The organism is Streptomyces beihaiensis (genome assembly GCF_026274175.1).
Classification (GTDB): Bacteria; Actinomycetota; Actinomycetes; order Streptomycetales; family Streptomycetaceae; genus Streptomyces; species Streptomyces beihaiensis.
This window is the reverse complement of sequence record NZ_JAPHNL010000045.1, coordinates 1-16,721: the sequence shown is the minus strand read 5'-3', so window position 1 is coordinate 16,721 and position 16,721 is coordinate 1. Positions and strand designations below refer to the sequence as shown.

General features: G+C 71.7%; 13 protein-coding genes and 1 pseudogene. 11 read left to right on the top strand and 3 right to left on the bottom strand.

The window, feature by feature from the left end; translation table 11 throughout:
• From OFY01_RS06020 to nudC, 4 genes are all read left to right on the top strand, one after another.
• On the top strand, positions 1-1,506 hold a 1,506-nt coding region (locus tag OFY01_RS06020; RefSeq protein WP_266597036.1), incomplete at its 5' end, for a UrvD/REP family ATP-dependent DNA helicase.
• An 87-nt stretch (positions 1,507-1,593) separates the two neighbouring features.
• Positions 1,594-5,160, top strand: a complete 3,567-nt coding sequence (locus OFY01_RS06015) for an ATP-dependent DNA helicase (protein WP_266597034.1) — start codon at positions 1,594-1,596, stop codon at positions 5,158-5,160.
• 2 nt (positions 5,161-5,162) lie between these two features.
• Complete coding sequence (locus OFY01_RS06010) at positions 5,163-6,575, top strand: dipeptidase (protein WP_266597033.1); 1,413 nt, start codon at positions 5,163-5,165, stop codon at positions 6,573-6,575.
• Positions 6,576-6,668: 93 nt separating this feature from the next.
• Positions 6,669-7,628, top strand: a complete 960-nt coding sequence (gene nudC, locus OFY01_RS06005) for an NAD(+) diphosphatase (RefSeq protein ID WP_266597032.1) — start codon at positions 6,669-6,671, stop codon at positions 7,626-7,628.
• A gap of 482 nt (positions 7,629-8,110) precedes the next feature.
• On the opposite strand, the gene OFY01_RS06000 is transcribed toward nudC, so the two are convergent.
• Positions 8,111-8,368: a mycoredoxin gene (locus OFY01_RS06000; RefSeq protein WP_266597031.1), complete on the bottom strand. Its 258-nt coding sequence runs from the start codon at positions 8,366-8,368 to the stop codon at positions 8,111-8,113.
• Positions 8,369-8,529: 161 nt separating this feature from the next.
• Here OFY01_RS06000 and OFY01_RS05995 point away from each other — a divergent pair, with 161 nt between their 5' ends.
• The 5 genes from OFY01_RS05995 to OFY01_RS05975 all read left to right on the top strand — a co-directional run bounded on the left by OFY01_RS05995 (position 8,530) and on the right by OFY01_RS05975 (position 12,454).
• Complete coding sequence (locus OFY01_RS05995; protein WP_266597030.1) at positions 8,530-10,749, top strand: ATP-dependent DNA helicase UvrD2; 2,220 nt, start codon at positions 8,530-8,532, stop codon at positions 10,747-10,749.
• Positions 10,750-10,911: 162 nt separating this feature from the next.
• Positions 10,912-11,232 carry a hypothetical protein gene (locus OFY01_RS05990; RefSeq protein ID WP_266597028.1) on the top strand — a complete coding sequence of 107 codons (321 nt, stop codon included), beginning with the start codon at positions 10,912-10,914 and terminating at the stop codon, positions 11,230-11,232.
• Positions 11,233-11,419: 187 nt separating this feature from the next.
• Positions 11,420-11,788, top strand: coding sequence for a WhiB family transcriptional regulator (locus OFY01_RS05985; RefSeq protein WP_266597026.1), 369 nt, complete (start codon positions 11,420-11,422; stop codon positions 11,786-11,788).
• Entirely contained in the window at positions 11,785-12,108 is a 324-nt protein-coding gene (locus tag OFY01_RS05980; RefSeq protein WP_266597024.1) for a hypothetical protein, read from the top strand. The genes OFY01_RS05985 and OFY01_RS05980 overlap by 4 nt, the downstream gene beginning before the upstream one ends.
• A gap of 142 nt (positions 12,109-12,250) precedes the next feature.
• Complete coding sequence (locus tag OFY01_RS05975; protein WP_266597022.1) at positions 12,251-12,454, top strand: hypothetical protein; 204 nt, start codon at positions 12,251-12,253, stop codon at positions 12,452-12,454.
• Here the strand turns inward: OFY01_RS05975 and OFY01_RS05970 are convergent, their stop codons facing one another.
• A complete protein-coding gene (locus OFY01_RS05970) occupies positions 12,455-13,843 on the bottom strand; it encodes an ABC1 kinase family protein (protein ID WP_266597020.1) in 1,389 nt (462 codons plus the stop codon).
• A 67-nt stretch (positions 13,844-13,910) separates the two neighbouring features.
• The gene (locus tag OFY01_RS05965) at positions 13,911-15,062 is read right to left on the bottom strand and encodes a ThiF family adenylyltransferase (RefSeq protein WP_266597018.1); all 1,152 of its coding nucleotides are present in this window, start codon (positions 15,060-15,062) and stop codon (positions 13,911-13,913) included.
• 201 nt (positions 15,063-15,263) lie between these two features.
• On the opposite strand from OFY01_RS05965, the gene OFY01_RS05960 reads away from it, so the two are divergent.
• Together OFY01_RS05960 and OFY01_RS05955 are read left to right on the top strand one after the other, a co-directional pair.
• The gene (locus OFY01_RS05960) at positions 15,264-15,860 is read left to right on the top strand and encodes a M48 metallopeptidase family protein (RefSeq protein WP_266597016.1); all 597 of its coding nucleotides are present in this window, start codon (positions 15,264-15,266) and stop codon (positions 15,858-15,860) included.
• Positions 15,861-15,986: 126 nt separating this feature from the next.
• Positions 15,987-16,667 (top strand): annotated as a pseudogene (locus tag OFY01_RS05955) (TerD family protein); the annotation flags it as partial.
• Positions 16,668-16,721 lie beyond the last annotated feature (54 nt).

Here is a 16,721-nt window from a genome sequence, read left to right as displayed (position 1 = left end):
CGCGACCTCGACGCCGTGTGCGCCCTGTTCGCCGTCGCGGCCCGCGCGGAGGAACGGACCGGCGGGCGTGGCGCCCGGAACTTCCTGGAGGAGGTGGAGGCCCAGGACATCGCCGCCGACACCCTCGCCGGGCGGGCCGTGCGGCCCGACGCCGTACGGCTGATGACCGCGCACCGCTCCAAGGGCCTCGAATGGCGCCTGGTCGTCGTCGCCGGCGTGCAGGAGGGACTCTGGCCCGACCTGCGGCGCCGCGGCTCCCTCCTGGAGGCCGACCGCATCGGGCGCGACGGCCTCGCCGAGCCGCTCACCCCCGGCGCGCTGCTCGCCGAGGAACGCCGTCTGTTCTACGTCGCCGCCACGCGCGCGCGGGAGCGACTCGTGGTCACCGCCGTGAAGGCACCGGCCGACGACGGCGATCAGCCTTCCCGCTTCCTGACCGAACTCGGCGTCGAGCCCAAGGCCGTCGCGGGCCGCCCACGCCGCCCGCTGTCCGTCGCGGCCCTCGTCGCCGAGCTGCGGTCCACGACCGTGGACCCCCGGGTGTCCGAAGCCCTCAGGGAGGCCGCGGCGCGCCGCCTGGCCCGCCTCGCCGCGCTCAGCGATGACGACGGCAGACCTCTCGTGCCGTCCGCCCACCCGTACCGCTGGTGGGGCATGTACGAACCCACACGGAGCAAGGTTCCGCTGCGCGACCGTGACAAGCCCGTCGTGCTCTCCGGCAGCGCCCTCGACCAGCTGGCCAACACGTGCGCGCTGCAATGGTTCCTCGGCCGCGAGGTGAAGGCCGAAGCCCCGGCCAGCACCGCCCAGGGCTTCGGCAACGTCGTGCACGTACTCGCCGACGAGGTGGCCTCCGGGCATACCCCCGCGGACCTGGACGTCCTCATGGAGCGGCTCGACTCCGTTTGGGACGCGCTCGCCTTCGACGCCCCGTGGAAGTCGGTCCAGGAGAAGGAGAACGCGCGCGTGGCGCTCGAACGCTTCCTTCAATGGCACGTCATGGACCGCGATGGCCGTACTCCGGTCGCCAGCGAGCACCGCTTCGACGTGACCCTCGAAGCGGGCGACTACGAGGTGCGCGTCCGCGGCTCCATGGACCGGGTCGAGCGGGACACCGACGGCCGCGCCTACGTCGTCGACTTCAAGACCGGCAAGCAGGCGCCCAGCGCCGCCGACGTGGCCCGCCACCCCCAGCTGGCCGTGTACCAGCTCGCGGTGCGTGAGGGCGCCGTGGACACCGCCTTCGAGGGCGTACGCCCGGCCTCCGGCGGCGCGGAACTGGTCCAGCTGCGCCAGGGCGCCGCCAAGAAGAACGGCGGGGAGGCCCTCCCCAAGGTGCAGGCCCAGGACGCGCTCGAAGGGGAGTGGGTGGGCGAGCTCCTCGCCACCGCGGCCGGAAAGGTGCTCGATGAAAGGTTCGTGCCGACCACCGGACAGCACTGCACCCACTGTGCCTTCCGGTCCTCCTGCAGCGCGCGCCCCGAGGGCGGACACGTCGTCGAGTGAGGCCGGGCGTACGTGACGTGCGCCTCCACCGGGGATGAAGGACCGGTGCCACCGGTGCTGTCAGTGGTGCCCGTTAGCCTCGATGAGGTGACCACACGCCTCACCGACCCCGAGCAGCTCAAGGAGCTACTGGGCATCCCGTTCACCCCGGAGCAGACGGCTTGCATCACCGCGCCGCCCGCCCCGCAGGTGATCGTGGCCGGGGCCGGCTCCGGCAAGACCACGGTGATGGCCGCGCGCGTGGTCTGGCTGGTGGGCACAGGACAGGTCGCACCCGAGCAGGTCCTGGGCCTCACCTTCACCAACAAGGCGGCGGGCGAACTGGCCGAGCGGGTCCGCAAGGCCCTGATCGAGGCGGGCGTCACCGACCCCGACGCGATCGACCCCGACCATCCGCCGGGCGAGCCGGTCATCTCCACGTACCACGCTTTCGCCGGGCGGCTCCTGACCGATCACGGTTTGCGCATCGGGCTCGAACCCACGACACGGCTGCTCGCCGACGCCACCCGCTTCCAGCTCGCCGCGCGCGTGCTGCGCGAGGCACCGGGGCCCTACCCCGCCCTGACCCGTTCCTTCGCCGACCTGGTCAGCGATCTGCTCGCCCTCGACGCGGAGCTGGCCGAGCACCTGGTGCGGCCCGACGCGCTGCGCGCGTACGACCGTGAGCTGCTGCGCACGCTCGACAGCGTCGAACTCGGCAACGCGGACCTGCGCAAGGTCCCGGAGGCCGCCGCCGCGCGCTTCGAGCTCGCCGAGCTGGTCGACCGCTATCGGCAGGCCAAGCGGGCCCGGGACGTTCTCGACTTCGGTGACCAGATCGCACTGTCCGCCACCCTCGCCACCGACAGACCCGAGGTCGGCGAGATCCTTCGTGACGAGTTCCGTGTCGTCCTGCTCGACGAGTACCAGGACACCTCCGTCGCCCAGCGCGTCCTGCTGGCGGCCCTGTTCGGCGGCGGTACGGGCCACGCGGTGACCGCCGTCGGCGACCCCTGCCAGGCGATCTACGGCTGGCGTGGCGCCTCGGTCGCCAACCTCGACGACTTTCCCGACCACTTCCCCCACGCCGACGGCCGCCCGGCGACCCGCTTCGCCCTCAGCGAGAACCGTCGCAGCGGTGGCCGGCTCCTCGCCCTCGCCAACGGGCTCGCCGAGCCACTGCGCGCGCTGCACGCGGGCGTGGAGGCCCTGCGGGCCGCGCCCGGCGCCGAACAGGACGGCGTCGTGCGCTGCGCCCTCCTGCGCACGCACAGCGAGGAGATCGACTGGCTCGCCGATTCCGTCGCCCACCTCGTCGCCACAGGCCAGGCCCCCGGAGAGATCGCCGTACTGTGCCGCACCGCGGCCGACTTCGCCCGGATCCAGGCGGCTCTGGTGGCCCGCGACATCCCCGTAGAGGTGGTCGGCCTCTCCGGCCTGCTGCACCTTCCGGAGGTCGCCGACCTGGTGGCAGTGTGCGAGGTCCTCCAGGACCCCGGCGCCAACGCCTCGCTGGTGCGGCTGCTGACCGGCCCGCGCTGGCGCATCGGCCCGCGCGACCTCGCCCTGCTGGGGCGGCGGGCGCGGCTCCTGGTCTCCCACGCGCGCGTCGGAGACGAGGACGATCCGGACCGACGCCTCGCCGAAGCGGTCGAAGGAGTCGACCCGTCCGAGGTGATATCGCTCGCCGACGCGCTCGACACCTTCCTGGAGACCTCCGCACAGGCCGACCGGGACGACGACGGGTTGTCCTTCTCACCGGACGCGCGCGTGCGCTTCGCGCGACTTGCCGCCGAACTGCGTGAGCTGCGGCGTTCGCTGTCCGACCCGCTCATGGACGTCCTGCACCGCGTCCTCGCCGTCACCGGCCTCGAGGTGGAGCTCTCGGCGTCCCCGCACGCGCTCGCCGCCCGCCGCCGCGAGACACTGTCCAACTTCCTGGACGTCGCCGCGTCCTTCGCGGCCGACGACAGTTCCGCGAACCTGCTCGCGTTCCTCGGGTTCCTGCGTACGGCCGCGCAGTACGAGAAGGGCCTCGACAACGCGCTGCCGGGCGGCGAGAACACCGTCAAGGTCCTCACCGCCCACAAGTCCAAGGGCCTCGAATGGGACGTGGTCGCCGTCCCCGGCCTGGTAAACGGCACGTTCCCCAGCGCACAGGGACGCGAGAAGTGGACCGCCCAGGGCAAGGTCCTACCGCACTCCCTGCGGGGCGACGCCGCCACCCTGCCCGACGTGGCCGGCTGGGACTCCAAGGGCATGAAGGCATTCCACGCCGACATGAAGGAGCACCAGCACACCGAGGAACTCCGCCTGGGCTACGTCACCTTCACCCGCCCCCGCAAGCTGCTGCTCGGCTCCGGCCACTGGTGGGGGCCGTCCCAGAAGAAGAAGCGCGGCCCCTCCGACTTCCTGCACACGCTGTACGACCACTGCGTGGCGGGACACGGCGAGATCGAGGCATGGGCGGACGAACCGGCGGACGACGAGGAGAACCCCGCCCTGGCGCAGACGGCTGCCGAGCACACCTGGCCGCTCCCGCTCGACGAGACCTCGCTCGCCCGCCGCCGCGCCGCGGCCGCCACCGTCCTCTCCCACCTGGACCGCGCCACCGGCCCGGACGGAACACACGACCCCGCGCGGACGCCCGCCGCCGCGTCGACGCGCCCGGCCGCGGCCGACGAGCCGCCGTTCGAGGACCCCGACTGGCCGCCGCCCCCCGAAGACGACGAGCCCGCCCACGACGAGTACCTCACCGCCGACCCGGCCGACTGGGACGACCTGCCCACGCAGCGCCCCCCGGCCCCCGCGCCGCACCCGGCGTCGCCGCCCCACGCGCGCGTGCCCGCCACGACGCCCCACGAGGCGACACCGGCCATACCGCACCCCGCGCCCGTTCCCGGGAACGAACTCACCCCGGAAGAGGCCCGCACCATCGCCTCCTGGGACCGCGACCTGGAAGCCCTCACGGGCGAACTGCTGCGCGCCCGCACCGCCGTGCACGACGTGCCGGTCCCGCACTCCCTGACGGCGTCCCAGCTGCTGCGCCTGGCCGCCGACCCGGACGGCCTCGCACGCGAGCTGGCCCGCCCCATGCCCAGCCCCCCGCAGCCCGCGGCCCGCAGAGGCACCCGCTTCCACGCCTGGGTCGAATCACGCTTCGAGGAGCTGCCCCTGCCCCTGCTCGAGCCGGACGAGATTCCGGGCAGCGACGCCGAGATCGCCGACGAGCACGACCTCGAAGCCCTCAAGGAAGCCTTCGAGCGCACGCCGTACGCCTCCCGGACCCCGTACCGGATCGAGTACCCGTTCCAGCTGTCCTTGGCGGGCCGAGTCGTCCGCGGCCGTATCGACGCCGTCTACAAGGACGGCGACGGCGAGAGCGCCACCTACGAGATCGTCGACTGGAAGACCGGCCACCAGCAGAACGCCGACCCCCTCCAGCTCGCCGTCTACCGGCTCGCCTGGGCCGAACAGCAGCGAGTTCCCCCGGACGCGGTGAGCGCGGTCTTCCTGTACGTACGGACAGGAGACACCGTCCGCCCGCGGCGGCTGCCCGGCAGGACCGAGCTGGAGCGACTCCTCACCGAAGAGCCGCAGCCGCCCGACGCGGCCGCGGGGGGCCATGGAGGAGCCGCCGGACGAGGCCATGGTGGCAGGGGGCTAGGCTCGTGAGCATGAGCAAGCCCGTTGACAGCGCCGTCAGCACGGTCCGTGCGTACATCGAGCACCACCGTGCGGAGTTTCTCGACGACCTCGCCGCGTGGCTGCGGATCCCCTCCGTCTCCGCCCAGCCCGCGCACGCCCAGGACGTGCGGCGCAGCGCCGACTGGCTCGCCAAGAAGCTGGCCGGGACCGGCTTCCCCACCGTCGAGGTGTGGCAGACGCCCGGCGCCCCGGCCGTGTTCGCCGAGTGGCCCTCCGGGGACCCGCACGCGCCCACGGTCCTCGTCTACGGGCACCACGACGTGCAGCCCGCCGCCCGCGAGGACGGCTGGGACACCGACCCCTTCGAGCCGGTCGTCCTCGGAAACCGCCTCCACGCGCGCGGGGCCGCCGACGACAAGGGGCAGGTGTTCTTCCACACACTCGGCGTGCGCGCCCACCTCGCCGCCACCGGCCGCAGGGCCCCCGCGGTCAACCTCAAGCTCCTCATCGAGGGGGAGGAGGAGTCGGGCTCCCCGCACTTCCGGGCGCTCGTCGAGGAACACAGCGGGCGCCTGGCCGCCGACGCCGTGATCGTCTCCGACACCGGCATGTGGTCCGAGGACACCCCCACCGTCTGCACCGGAATGCGCGGGCTCGTCGACTGCGAGGTCGAACTGCGCGGGCCCGACCAGGACATCCACTCCGGTTCGTTCGGCGGCGCCGTCCCCAACCCCGCCACGGCCGCCGCCCGGCTCGTCGCGGCGCTGCACGACGAGCACGCGCGCGTGGCGATCCCCGGCTTCTACGACGGAGTGGTGGAGCTCACCGACCGCGAACGCGCACTCTTCGCCGAGCTGCCCTTCGACGAGGCCCAGTGGCTGCGCACGGCCAAGTCGCACGCCACCCACGGAGAGGCCGGACTGACCACTCTCGAACGCATCTGGGCCCGCCCCACCGCCGAGGTCAACGGCATCGGCGGCGGCTACCAGGGCCCCGGCGGCAAGACGATCGTGCCGTCCCGCGCCCAGCTCAAACTGTCGTTCCGCCTGGTCGCAGGGCAGGAGCCGGACCGTGTCGAGAAGGCCGTCGCCGCCTGGGTCGCCGATCAGCTGCCGGCCGGAATCAGCCACACGATCAGCTTCGGTGGCGCCACCCGGCCGTGCCTGACGCCGCTGGACCACCCGGCGCTGCAATCCGTCGTACGCGCCATGGGGCAGGCATTCGGGCAGAAGATCCGCTTCACGCGCGAAGGCGGCTCGGGCCCGGCGGCCGACCTGCAGGACGTGCTCGACGCCCCGGTGCTCTTCCTGGGCATCTCCGTGCCCTCCGACGGCTGGCACGCACCGAACGAGAAGGTCGAACTCGACCTCCTCATGAAGGGTGTCGAAACCACCGCCTATCTGTGGGGGGACCTCGCGGAGAGCTGGGCAGATGAACGATGAGCACGCAACGAACCAGCCTGTGGCCGCCCTGCCCGGCGTCCCGCTGAACCACCCGTCGAACCACCCATTCCACCGGGGGAGTTGGAAGCACCTGTGACCACCTGGACCGACCGCACCGCGGACCTCACGGGGGGCCGCCCGCTCTCGCTCGCCGCGCCGAGCGGAATCGACCGCGCCGCCCATCACCGCCTGGACGAGGCATGGCTCGCCGCCGCGTGGAGCCACCCCACGACCCGAGTCTTCGTGGTCTCCGGTGGCCAGGCGCTCATCGACGAGACGGCGGACGGCACCACGGAACTGGTCATGACGCCGTCCTTCGAGGCCCCCCTCACCGAGGCCCACCGCTACTTCCTGGGCACCGACGAGGACGGCGTCAGCTACTTCGCTCTCCAGAAGGACGCGCTTCCGGGACGCATGGACCAGTCAGCGCGCGCGGCCGGGCTGCGCGAGGCGGGGCTGCTCCTTTCGCCCCGGGACGCGGGGCTCATGGTGCACGCCGTCGCCCTGGAGAACTGGCAGCGCCTGCACCGCTTCTGCTCCCGCTGCGGGGAGCGGACCGTCATTGCCGCCGCGGGCCACATCCGCCGCTGCCCGGCCTGCGGGGCAGAGCACTACCCGCGCACCGACCCGGCCGTGATCATGGCCGTCACGGACGACCAGGACCGCATTCTGCTCGGCCGCCAGGTGCACTGGCCGGAGGGCCGCTTCTCGACGCTCGCGGGCTTCGTGGAGCCGGGTGAGTCCATCGAGCAGTCGGTGCGCCGCGAGGTCTTCGAGGAGGCGGGAGTCGTCGTCGGTGACGTCGAGTACGTCGCCAGCCAGCCCTGGCCGTTTCCGTCCAGCCTCATGCTCGGCTTCATGGCGCGGGCCACCTCCACGGAGATCAACGTGGACGGCGACGAGATCCACGAGGCCCGCTGGTTCTCCCGCGACGCACTGCGGGCCGCGTTCGAGTCCGGGGAGGTCATGCCTCCCTACGGCATCTCGATCGCGGCCCGCCTGATCGAACTCTGGTACGGCAAGCCCCTGCCGAAGCCCAGCGACGCGCTCTGAGCGGCCGGCTCAGGCGCCGATCTTCTGCTTGACCTGGGCCGGCGAGGGGTTGGTCAGCGTCGAACCGTCGTGCCTTTGACCAGGCTCTACGCCTCAGCCGGCTGGAGTACAGGCCAGCCTGAAAGGCCCTGAAACCGTGGCAGGATTTGAGCCGGTGAGACACGGCGGTCGAGCAAGGCCCCTTCAAGGGGTCATACCCCACCCCCTTCGCCGTTGCCTCTCCTCCGCCGTCGAGAGGCTGGCCGGCGGCCCGTGTCCCGTGGCAAGCGACGGCTGTGCACCAGCGTGAGCGGCTGACAGGCTGTGCCCCTGGCAGTCAGGCGAGAGCACAGCGACAGACAGGCTCACAGCCTCTTGCCGTTGCGGACACGCGCAGCGCTGGCCAACATACGGCAGAGAGCACAGCCCGTGGGCAAGACAGCAGACGACCCCCGTGGAACTCGATGACGGGGGTCACTCTGCGTACGGTGGGGAGCGGGTCGTCAGGCGCTGAGCGCCTGCTTCACCTGGGCAAGGCTCGGGTTCGTCATGACGACCTCAGCACCACCGTTGGAGGGAACTACCTGAACGGTCGGGACCGTCTGGTTTCCACCGTTCGCCTTCTCGACGAAGGCCGCGGACGCCGGGTCCTGCTCGATGTTGATCTCCGTGTACGCGATGCCCTCGCGGTCCATCTGCTTCTTCAGCCGCTGGCAGTAGCCGCACCACGTGGTGCTGTACATGGTCACAGTTCCCGGCATGTTCTTCGCTCTCCTCGGTGGCTGGGGTGCGTGTTCGCAATGAGTCGAACATACGCGAGACAGCGGCCATTCCCGCGACGCAGCCGTGTTCGTATGACTAACACCCGCCGCCTGTGGACAACGCGACGCATCCGCCCCCCAGGACCTGGCAGCATGGCGGCGTGACAGCAGCAACGCACTCCACCCTGTTCCCGCAGGCCCCGGAATCGGCCGACGCGGTGCTCGACGGGCTCGATCCCGAGCAGCGCGCCGTGGCGACCGCCCTGCACGGTCCGGTGTGCGTGCTCGCGGGCGCGGGCACGGGCAAGACGCGCGCGATCACCCACCGCATCGCGTACGGCGTCCGCGCCGGGATCCTGCCCTCGGCCAGTGTGCTCGCCGTGACCTTCACCAACCGGGCCGCGGGCGAGATGCGCGGTCGGCTCAGACAACTCGGTGCCGGGGGCGTGCAGGCGCGCACCTTCCACTCGGCGGCCCTGCGCCAGCTGCAGTTCTTCTGGCCCAAGGCGGTCGGCGGGGAGCTTCCCCGGCTCGTCGACCGCAAGGTCCAGCTTGTCGCCGACGCCGCGGCGGCCTGCCGCGTCCGCCTCGACCGCGGCGAGCTGCGCGACGTGACGTCGGAGATCGAATGGTCCAAGGTCACCCAGACCGTCCCTTCGGACTACGCCGCCGCGGCGCACAAGGCCGGCCGGGAATCTCCCCGCGATCCGGCCGAGATCGCCCAGATCTACGCCCAGTACGAGACGCTGAAGCGGGACCGCCGCGTCATCGACTTCGAGGACGTCCTGCTGCTCACCGTCGGCATCCTGCAGGACCGGCACGACATCGCGGAGCAGGTGCGCGCCCAGTACCAGCACTTCGTCGTGGACGAGTACCAGGACGTCAGCCCGCTCCAGCAGCGACTGCTCGATCTGTGGCTGGGCGAGCGTGACAACCTCTGCGTGGTGGGTGACGCCAGCCAGACGATCTACTCCTTCACCGGCGCCACACCCGACCATCTGATCAACTTCCGCAACCGTCACCCGGGCGCCACCGTCGTCAAACTGGTCCGTGACTACCGCTCCTCGCCCCAGGTCGTGCACTTGGCCAACGGCATCCTGGCCAGAGCCGACGGCCGTGCCGCCGATCACCGGCTGGAGCTGGTCTCACAGCGGGAGGCGGGCCCCGAGCCGGAGTATGCGGAGTACGCCGACGAGCCCACCGAGGCCGAGGGCACGGCCCGGCGCGTCCGCGAACTGATCCGCTCCGGGATCTCCGCCGGCGAGATCGCGATCCTGTTCCGGACGAACGGACAGTCGGAGATCTACGAGCAGGCCCTCGCCGATGCCGACGTGCCGTACCAGCTGCGCGGCGCGGAGCGCTTCTTCGAGCGGCCAGAGGTGCGCAAGGCGGGGCACTCGCTGCGCGCGGCGGCCCGCTTCGGGGGCAACGACGCCGGTCTCGACGACGCCGTCGACCTGCCCTCGCAGGTCAGAGCCGTCCTGTCCGGTGAGGGCTGGACGACCGAACCGCCCGCCGGTTCCGGTGCCGTCCGCGACCGCTGGGAGTCCCTGGCCGCGCTGGTCCGGCTCGCCGAGGACTTCGGGAGGTCCAGACCCGCCGCGACCCTCGCCGACTTCGTGGCGGAGCTCGACGAGCGGGCCGGCGCGCAGCACGCGCCGACCGTGGACGGTGTCACCCTCGCGTCGCTGCACGCGGCGAAGGGGCTCGAGTGGGACGCGGTGTTCCTGGTCGGTGTCGCCGAGGGAATGATGCCCATCAGCTACGCCAGGACCGACGAGCAGATCGAGGAGGAGCGGCGCCTGCTGTACGTCGGAGTGACCCGGGCGCGGCGGCGGCTGAGCCTGTCGTGGGCACTGTCCCGGACTCCCGGCGGTCGCGCCTCCCGGAGGCCGTCCCGGTTCCTGGACGGGCTGCGACCGGGCTCCGGAGGTGTCGTCGGCGGTGGTTCGGGCGGCGCCCGCGGCGGTGTCGAGCGCGGGACCGGTCCCGCCTCCCGCGAGCCGCTCGGCGTCGCCCGGCGCGGAGCCAACAGGAAGGTGGCGCGTTGCCGGGTGTGCGGACGCACGCTGACCGAGGCTGGCGAGATGAAGCTGATGCGGTGCGAGGACTGCCCGTCCGACATGAACGAGGGGCTCTACGAGCGGCTCGTGGAGTGGCGGGCGCGCACGGCGGCGGACATCGGGCAGCCCGCGTTCTGCGTGTTCACCGACAAGACGCTCGTCGCCATCGCCGAGGCCGAGCCGGACGACGAGGCCGGGCTGTCCCGCATCCCGGGTGTCGGCCGTCGGAAGTTTCGGGCGTACGGATCTGATGTGCTCGCCGTCTGCGCAGGTCAGGTGGCGAGTGACGAGGATGCGAACGGGCGCGGGGACGACTGATACAAACTCGTCGAGAAAATAGTTTGCGCACGCCCCGGCAAGCCCCATAGGTTCTTAAGCACGAGAGCAGCGGCCTTCTCGAAGGCCCTGGTTCGTGTTGTACTTGAATGCCGTCGGACCGGTTCACGCCGGTCCCTGAGACGCCGAGAGGAGGCGATTGAAGTGATCAGCATCAGCAGCTCCACCAGCACCGTCAAAATGACCGATCGTTCGGTCGCCGCTTCCTGCCTGCTCGGCATCTCGAACCCGGGCACCGGTCTGTCTGGTCTCATCGCCATTCGCCCGGAGTCCGGCCTGCCTCTCGCGGCGCTTCCCATGCGCGAGGGCAATGAGCGACCGACCAAGGCACCGGAAGCAGTAGCGACGGCACAGGCCCATGCCTATGCCTTTGCGGCAGCCGGTGCCGGATTCCGGAAGCAGACGACGCAGCACCACACGATGTGGGCCTTCCGTGGGCTCGAACCCTGGAGTGATCCAGTCTGATCGACGATCAGGCCGGCGCCTTCAGGGCCGCGGAACCCCATCCGGGATCCGCGGCCCTTCTGTTTTCCCGGAAGAACCAGCGATCTTCCGAGGGACCGGAACCAAGGGGCCTCGGGACAAGAAAAGAACCCGGTACCACTGCCACCCGGCCCACCGGCCGGAACGACCAGACGAGGAAGAAGACACCGTGCAACTCGAAGCGCACGCCCCGTCCGTACCGCCTTCAGACCCTCTTTGCCCGCCCGGCCTCACGAAGGACTCCGTCTTGAACCCCCTGACCGCGCTCACCGCGCTCGACGACGCCATCGAGAACCTCGGCGAGCCCGTACCGTGCCGCGCCTACGACCCGGAGGTCTTCTTCGCCGAGTCGCCTGCCGACGTCGAGTACGCGAAGTCCCTCTGCCGTACCTGCCCGCTCATGGAGGCCTGCCTGGCCGGCGCCAAGGAGCGGCGTGAGCCCTGGGGCGTCTGGGGTGGCGAACTGTTCGTCCAGGGAGTCGTCGTGGCCCGCAAGCGGCCGCGTGGCCGTCCGCGCAAGAACCCGGTCGCGGCATGAACATCCGAGGAACGATCGACCGCCCCCTGACGCACGACCCCCAGAAGCAGGCCCCGATGAAGCCGTCCGCCCACGAGCCCGCAGGCTCCGCGACCCCAGACTTCACCATCAGCGGTGCGAACGACTCGCGCCAGAACAGGAACCGTCAGATGCAACTCATCCCAGAAGCGCTGGCCCGTGCGCATATGCACGAGCGCCTGCGTGAAGCCGACATCGAGAGGCAGGTCACGCACCTGGTGGTCGCCCGCCGGATGCAGCGGCGCGCGGAGCGCGCGTCGATGCGGGCCCGGCGCGCGCTCGCCATGGCCGTCATGCAGTGATCATCGTCGACCCGTGACACCGCCGTCGACATGAGCCGCAGCAACGAGCGGCTGCTCCCGCCGGGGGCCGGTCCCCATCGGACCGGCCCCCGGCGGTGCGTTGTGAGCGGCGCCCGAGAGCGCGCCGGGTTATCGTCGCCGAGTGACGTCTCTTCCTGGCGGGGACTCCGCGCAGCAACCGGACCAGCGGACCTTTGTGTGTGCCCGCTGCGGCACGACGGCCGAGGGGCCGCCGCCGACCTGGACCTTCTCCGTGGAGGGCGGCGCCCCCCGTTACTTCTGTGACGCCTGCGCCCGTGAGAACATCCGGGCCATCGAAGGGCGGCTCGACTCCGACTGGTGGTGATCAGGCTTCGGCCGCCGGTTCCACACCGGAGTCCTCGTCCCCCGCGCCTTCCTCTTCGCCCCCGTCCTCGGCCGCGAATCCCGGTACCCACGCCTCCAGCTCGTCCCGCAGCCGGACCGCGGCTCCCAGCTGACACAACACGCCGATGGTGCTCAGGGTCACCCGGTGTATGAGCAGGTACGACGGCGGCAGGTTGAGCTGTCGGCCCAGCTGGTGGGCGGGGGAGCGGGGATCGGCGATCCGCGCGGCCTGGTTGCGCATCCAGGCGCGGGTGAACGTGAAGCTCTCCACCTGGGCGGGCTCGATGATCGGCAGCAAGTAGTCCAGTACCGCCTCCGGTTCGAGCTCGATGGACTCCTTGACGAAGCCCTCCGCGCGCAGCAGCTGATAAACCCCCATCGCCTCGCCGTCGAGCGTCATGCGCAAGGACCGGCCGATGGGCTCCGGCAGTCCGCCGGGCAGCCGGTCCACGGTGCCGAAGTCGAGGACGCCGAGGCGCCAGCCGCCCTCGCCGTCCGGCAGCAGCCGGAAGTTACCGGGGTGCGGGTCCGCGTGCAGGAGCCCGGTGCGGGCCGGGCCGGAGAACAGGAACCGGGCCAGCAGCTGACCCGCCCGGTCGCGCTGGTCCTGGCTGCCCTTGCTGATGACCTCCGCCAGCGGCGTCCCGTCCATCCATTCGGTCACCAGGACTTGGTCGCACTGGTGCACCACGCCCGGCACGACGACATCCGGATCGTCCGCGAACTCCTCGGCGTGAGCGCTCTGGGCTTGTGCCTCCAGGCCGTAGTCCAGCTCCTCGGAGACCCGGTCGCGCAGCTCGCTGATGAGCGGCTTGATGTCCATCCCCGGAATGAGCGGACCCAACAGTCTGGCGAAACGGCCGAGTTGGTTGAGGTCGGACAGCAGGGCGTCACCGGCGCCCGGGTACTGCACCTTCACCGCGACCTCACGACCGTCGTGCCACACCCCGCGGTGCACCTGGCCTATGGACGCGGCCGCCGACGGCTTGTCCTCGAACTCCTCGAACAGCTCACGCCATTTCTCGCCAAGCCGCTCCTCGAGGACGGTGTGCACGGTGTGCGTCGGCATCGGAGGCGCCGCCTCCTGAAGCTTCGTGAGCGTCGCCCGGTAAGGTCCCGCCACCTCCTCCGGCAGCGCCGATTCGAAGACGGACAGAGCCTGCCCGAACTTCATGGCCCCGCCTTTGAGCTCACCGAGGACCTTGAAGAGCTGCTCCGCCGTGCGCTGCTGCAGCTCGCGGCCGACGATCTCCGCCGACCGTCCGCCGATGCGCTTGCCGATGCCCCAGGTCGCCCGACCGGCGAAGCCGATCGGTAGCGCGGCCAGCTTCGCGGTACGGGTGACCGCTTTCCGGGGAAGATCAGACATGGACCCCTCCTAGTGCCGGACAGATGTGCCGCGCATGCCCGGGCGTCATGACGCCGTCAGCCATCGCCTACCCCGCCATTGTGTCGTGCGGCTCGTCATCCGCGGTGGTCTCCTGCCCGTTGCGTCCCTCACCCGCACCGCACGAGCAGTCCGGATGCGGCCACACCGCCCGTGCGTGCCAGTCGAGGCCCGGTGCGCACGCCTCCCAGCGTGCCCCCGTGCTCGCCGGCAACTCGCCGTCCAGGAACGACAGCGCGTGCGCGGCGGCCAGCCCGGCCACGGCCGTGGCCAGGCCGATGTCACAGGGCTGGACCGGCACGGCGCGCCCGGAGCTCCACTGGGCGAGCAGCCGCGGCCACGCCGGATCCCGGTCCGTGCGGTCGAGCAGCAGGCACCGCGCGCACCCCGTGCCGCCGGGCAGCACCAGAGGACCGACCACCCCCGTCGCCTCGACGACCCCGGCGTACAGATGGGGGATGCCCGCCGCCACCAGATCCTGTGCCGCGGCCGGGTCGGGCGAGTGGACCGCGAGGCCGTCCCGCGGTGCGACGATCACGAGGGAGAGCGGATGCTCAGCGTCCCCCGGGCCCGGCGGGCCCTTGCGGCGGTCCGGGCGGGGCGGCCTGGCCGCGGCCGCCGCGCGCACCACCCGCCGCGCCGACACGTCCCGCCGCTCACCCACGGCCTGGGCGGGCAGCCCGCCGGGCGCCACGTCCCACGGTTCGACGCACCCGCCGTCCCGTACGTCCACGTGGCCCACGCCCGCCGCCGCGAGCACCGAGGCCACGACCGATCCCACCCGTCCCGCACCGCGCACCTGCACGCGCATGGCCCGCCGGGCCGCCAGTCTGCGCACGCCCTCCGCGGGTTCGGAAGTGGTCACGGTCAGGGCGGCCAGATCGGGGCGGAGCCGGTCCGTCTCCGGTGTCCGGGCGCGCGGTTCCTCGGTCGGCGGGCCACCGCCCGCCGCGTCGTCCAGCAGGCCCGCGTCGGTCAGCCGTTTCAGGAGCGCGTCCACATGCCCCTCGGGCAGCCCCATGCGGCGTGCCTGTTCGCGCAGCAGCGGCACCCCGCGCGTCCCGTCGAGCAGGTTCAGGAAGCTGCCGGTGGCCGTGTCCACCGGGCCGAGCACCACCGCGTGCGCCGGTGTCATACCGAACTGCACCGTGTTCAGGTCGTGCCAGCCGCGCCGCAGCGCCGGCTTCAGGATCGGATGCATGGCTGTCCCCCGTACCGCCTCGTGCCGTGCCGTTCACCTCGAACGGCGGTGACCAGCATGCCCGGCCCGGCCGCGGCCCTGCCGAAGGTTGTCCACAGGCAAGGGGTGATTGTCGTACAAGTCAAGCGGTGGCGGCGCGGGAGCGCACCGAAGGCCCCAGGAGGCGGGACTTCGACCCTGCTCACCGGGTAACGTCGGGGCGTGTCCGCCGACCCACTGCACCGTGCAACGAACACGCAGCGCAGCACGACCAGCCCGCCCTCAGGCGGCCTGGGGACGAGTGCGGTCGAGGTCCGCAGAAGCGCCCGGCGGCGCCGGACCGTCTCCGCGTACCGCGAAAGCGACAGGACCGTCGTGCTCATCCCGGCGCGGATGTCGGAGGCCGAGGAGAAGCGCTGGATCGGCGTCATGCTCGACAAGCTCGCCGCGCAGGAGAGCAAGCGGGTCCTCGGCGACACCGAGCTGGCCGAGCGCGCCGAGCAGCTCTCGACGCAGTACCTCGACGGCAAGGCCCGGCCCGCCTCGGTGCGATGGGTGACCAACCAGAACACCCGATGGGGTTCGTGCACCCCGGCCGAGGGCAGCATCCGTCTCTCGCACCGCCTGCAGGGCATGCCCGAGTACGTCGTCGACTACGTGCTCCTGCACGAGCTGGCGCATCTCCTGGTGCCCGGCCACGGGCCCCGCTTCTGGCGACTTCTGGAGGCGTATCCGCGCACCGAGCGGGCCCGCGGGTATCTCGAAGGAGTGGTCGCCGCCGACCGGCTGCCGCATCTGCCGACCGCGCGCGGCGATTGATCCGGCTTCTGGGACGGTTCTGTACCGGCGCGGTACCGACGCGGGTGCCGCCGTCCTCCACGACCGCGGGTTGCCGTTAGCCTGGCGCGACGCAATCACCATCGGGATGGGGGACGGTCGTTACGCATGGCCAGGGAATTCCAACGCGGCCACAAGGCCAAGCTCAGTGACCTCACCGCGGGGACGGATCTGTATGTCGGCGTGCAGATCGCCGGTCCCGGCCTGACCTTCGACATCAGCTGCTTCGGTCTGGACGCCGAGGAACGGCTCTCCGACGACCGGTACTTCGTCTTCTTCAATCAGCCGAGGACGCCGGACGACTCCGTCCAGCTGCTCGGCGCGCAGGCCGGTGACACGGAGTCCTTCCGGGTCACGCTCGACAAGATCCCCGCGCACGTCCGGAAGCTGTCGTTCACCGCGACCATCGACGGCGCCGGACAGATGTCGCAGGTGGCGCCCGGCTACATCCGGATCGTCGCCGGGGGTGAGGAGGTCGCCCGCTATTCGTTCCAGGGGGCCGAGTTCACCACCGAGCGGGCCGTGATGCTGGGGGACTTCTACCTCAAGGACGTCTGGCGGTTCGCGGCCGTCGGGCAGGGCTTCGACGGCGGCCTGGAGGCGCTGCTGAAGAACTTCGGCGGGGAGGTGGCCGAGGAGGAGCCCGCCGCCGCGCAGCCGCAGGCCGGCGCGCCGGGCTTCGCGCCGCCGACGCAGACCTCACAGCCGCCCGCGTTCGCACCGCCGTCCGCTCCCGCCTCCGCACCGCACCCCGCCGCCACGTCGGCTCGGCACAGGGCAGCCCGACCGCACTGGCCGGGACGGTGCGGCGGCTCACGTTCTCCGGGAACACGTCGGTGATCA

What these genes read in the sequence shown, in the direction of transcription:
- OFY01_RS06010 (WP_266597033.1), top strand. Translation starts at nt 5,163, where the DNA reads ATGAGCAAGCCCGTTGACAGCGCCGTCAGCACGGTCCGTGCGTACATC.
- OFY01_RS06000 (WP_266597031.1), bottom strand. Translation starts at nt 8,368, where the DNA reads ATGCCGGGAACTGTGACCATGTACAGCACCACGTGGTGCGGCTACTGC.
- OFY01_RS05980 (WP_266597024.1), top strand. Translation starts at nt 11,785, where the DNA reads ATGAACATCCGAGGAACGATCGACCGCCCCCTGACGCACGACCCCCAG.
- OFY01_RS05970 (WP_266597020.1), bottom strand. Translation starts at nt 13,843, where the DNA reads ATGTCTGATCTTCCCCGGAAAGCGGTCACCCGTACCGCGAAGCTGGCC.
- OFY01_RS05965 (WP_266597018.1), bottom strand. Translation starts at nt 15,062, where the DNA reads ATGCATCCGATCCTGAAGCCGGCGCTGCGGCGCGGCTGGCACGACCTG.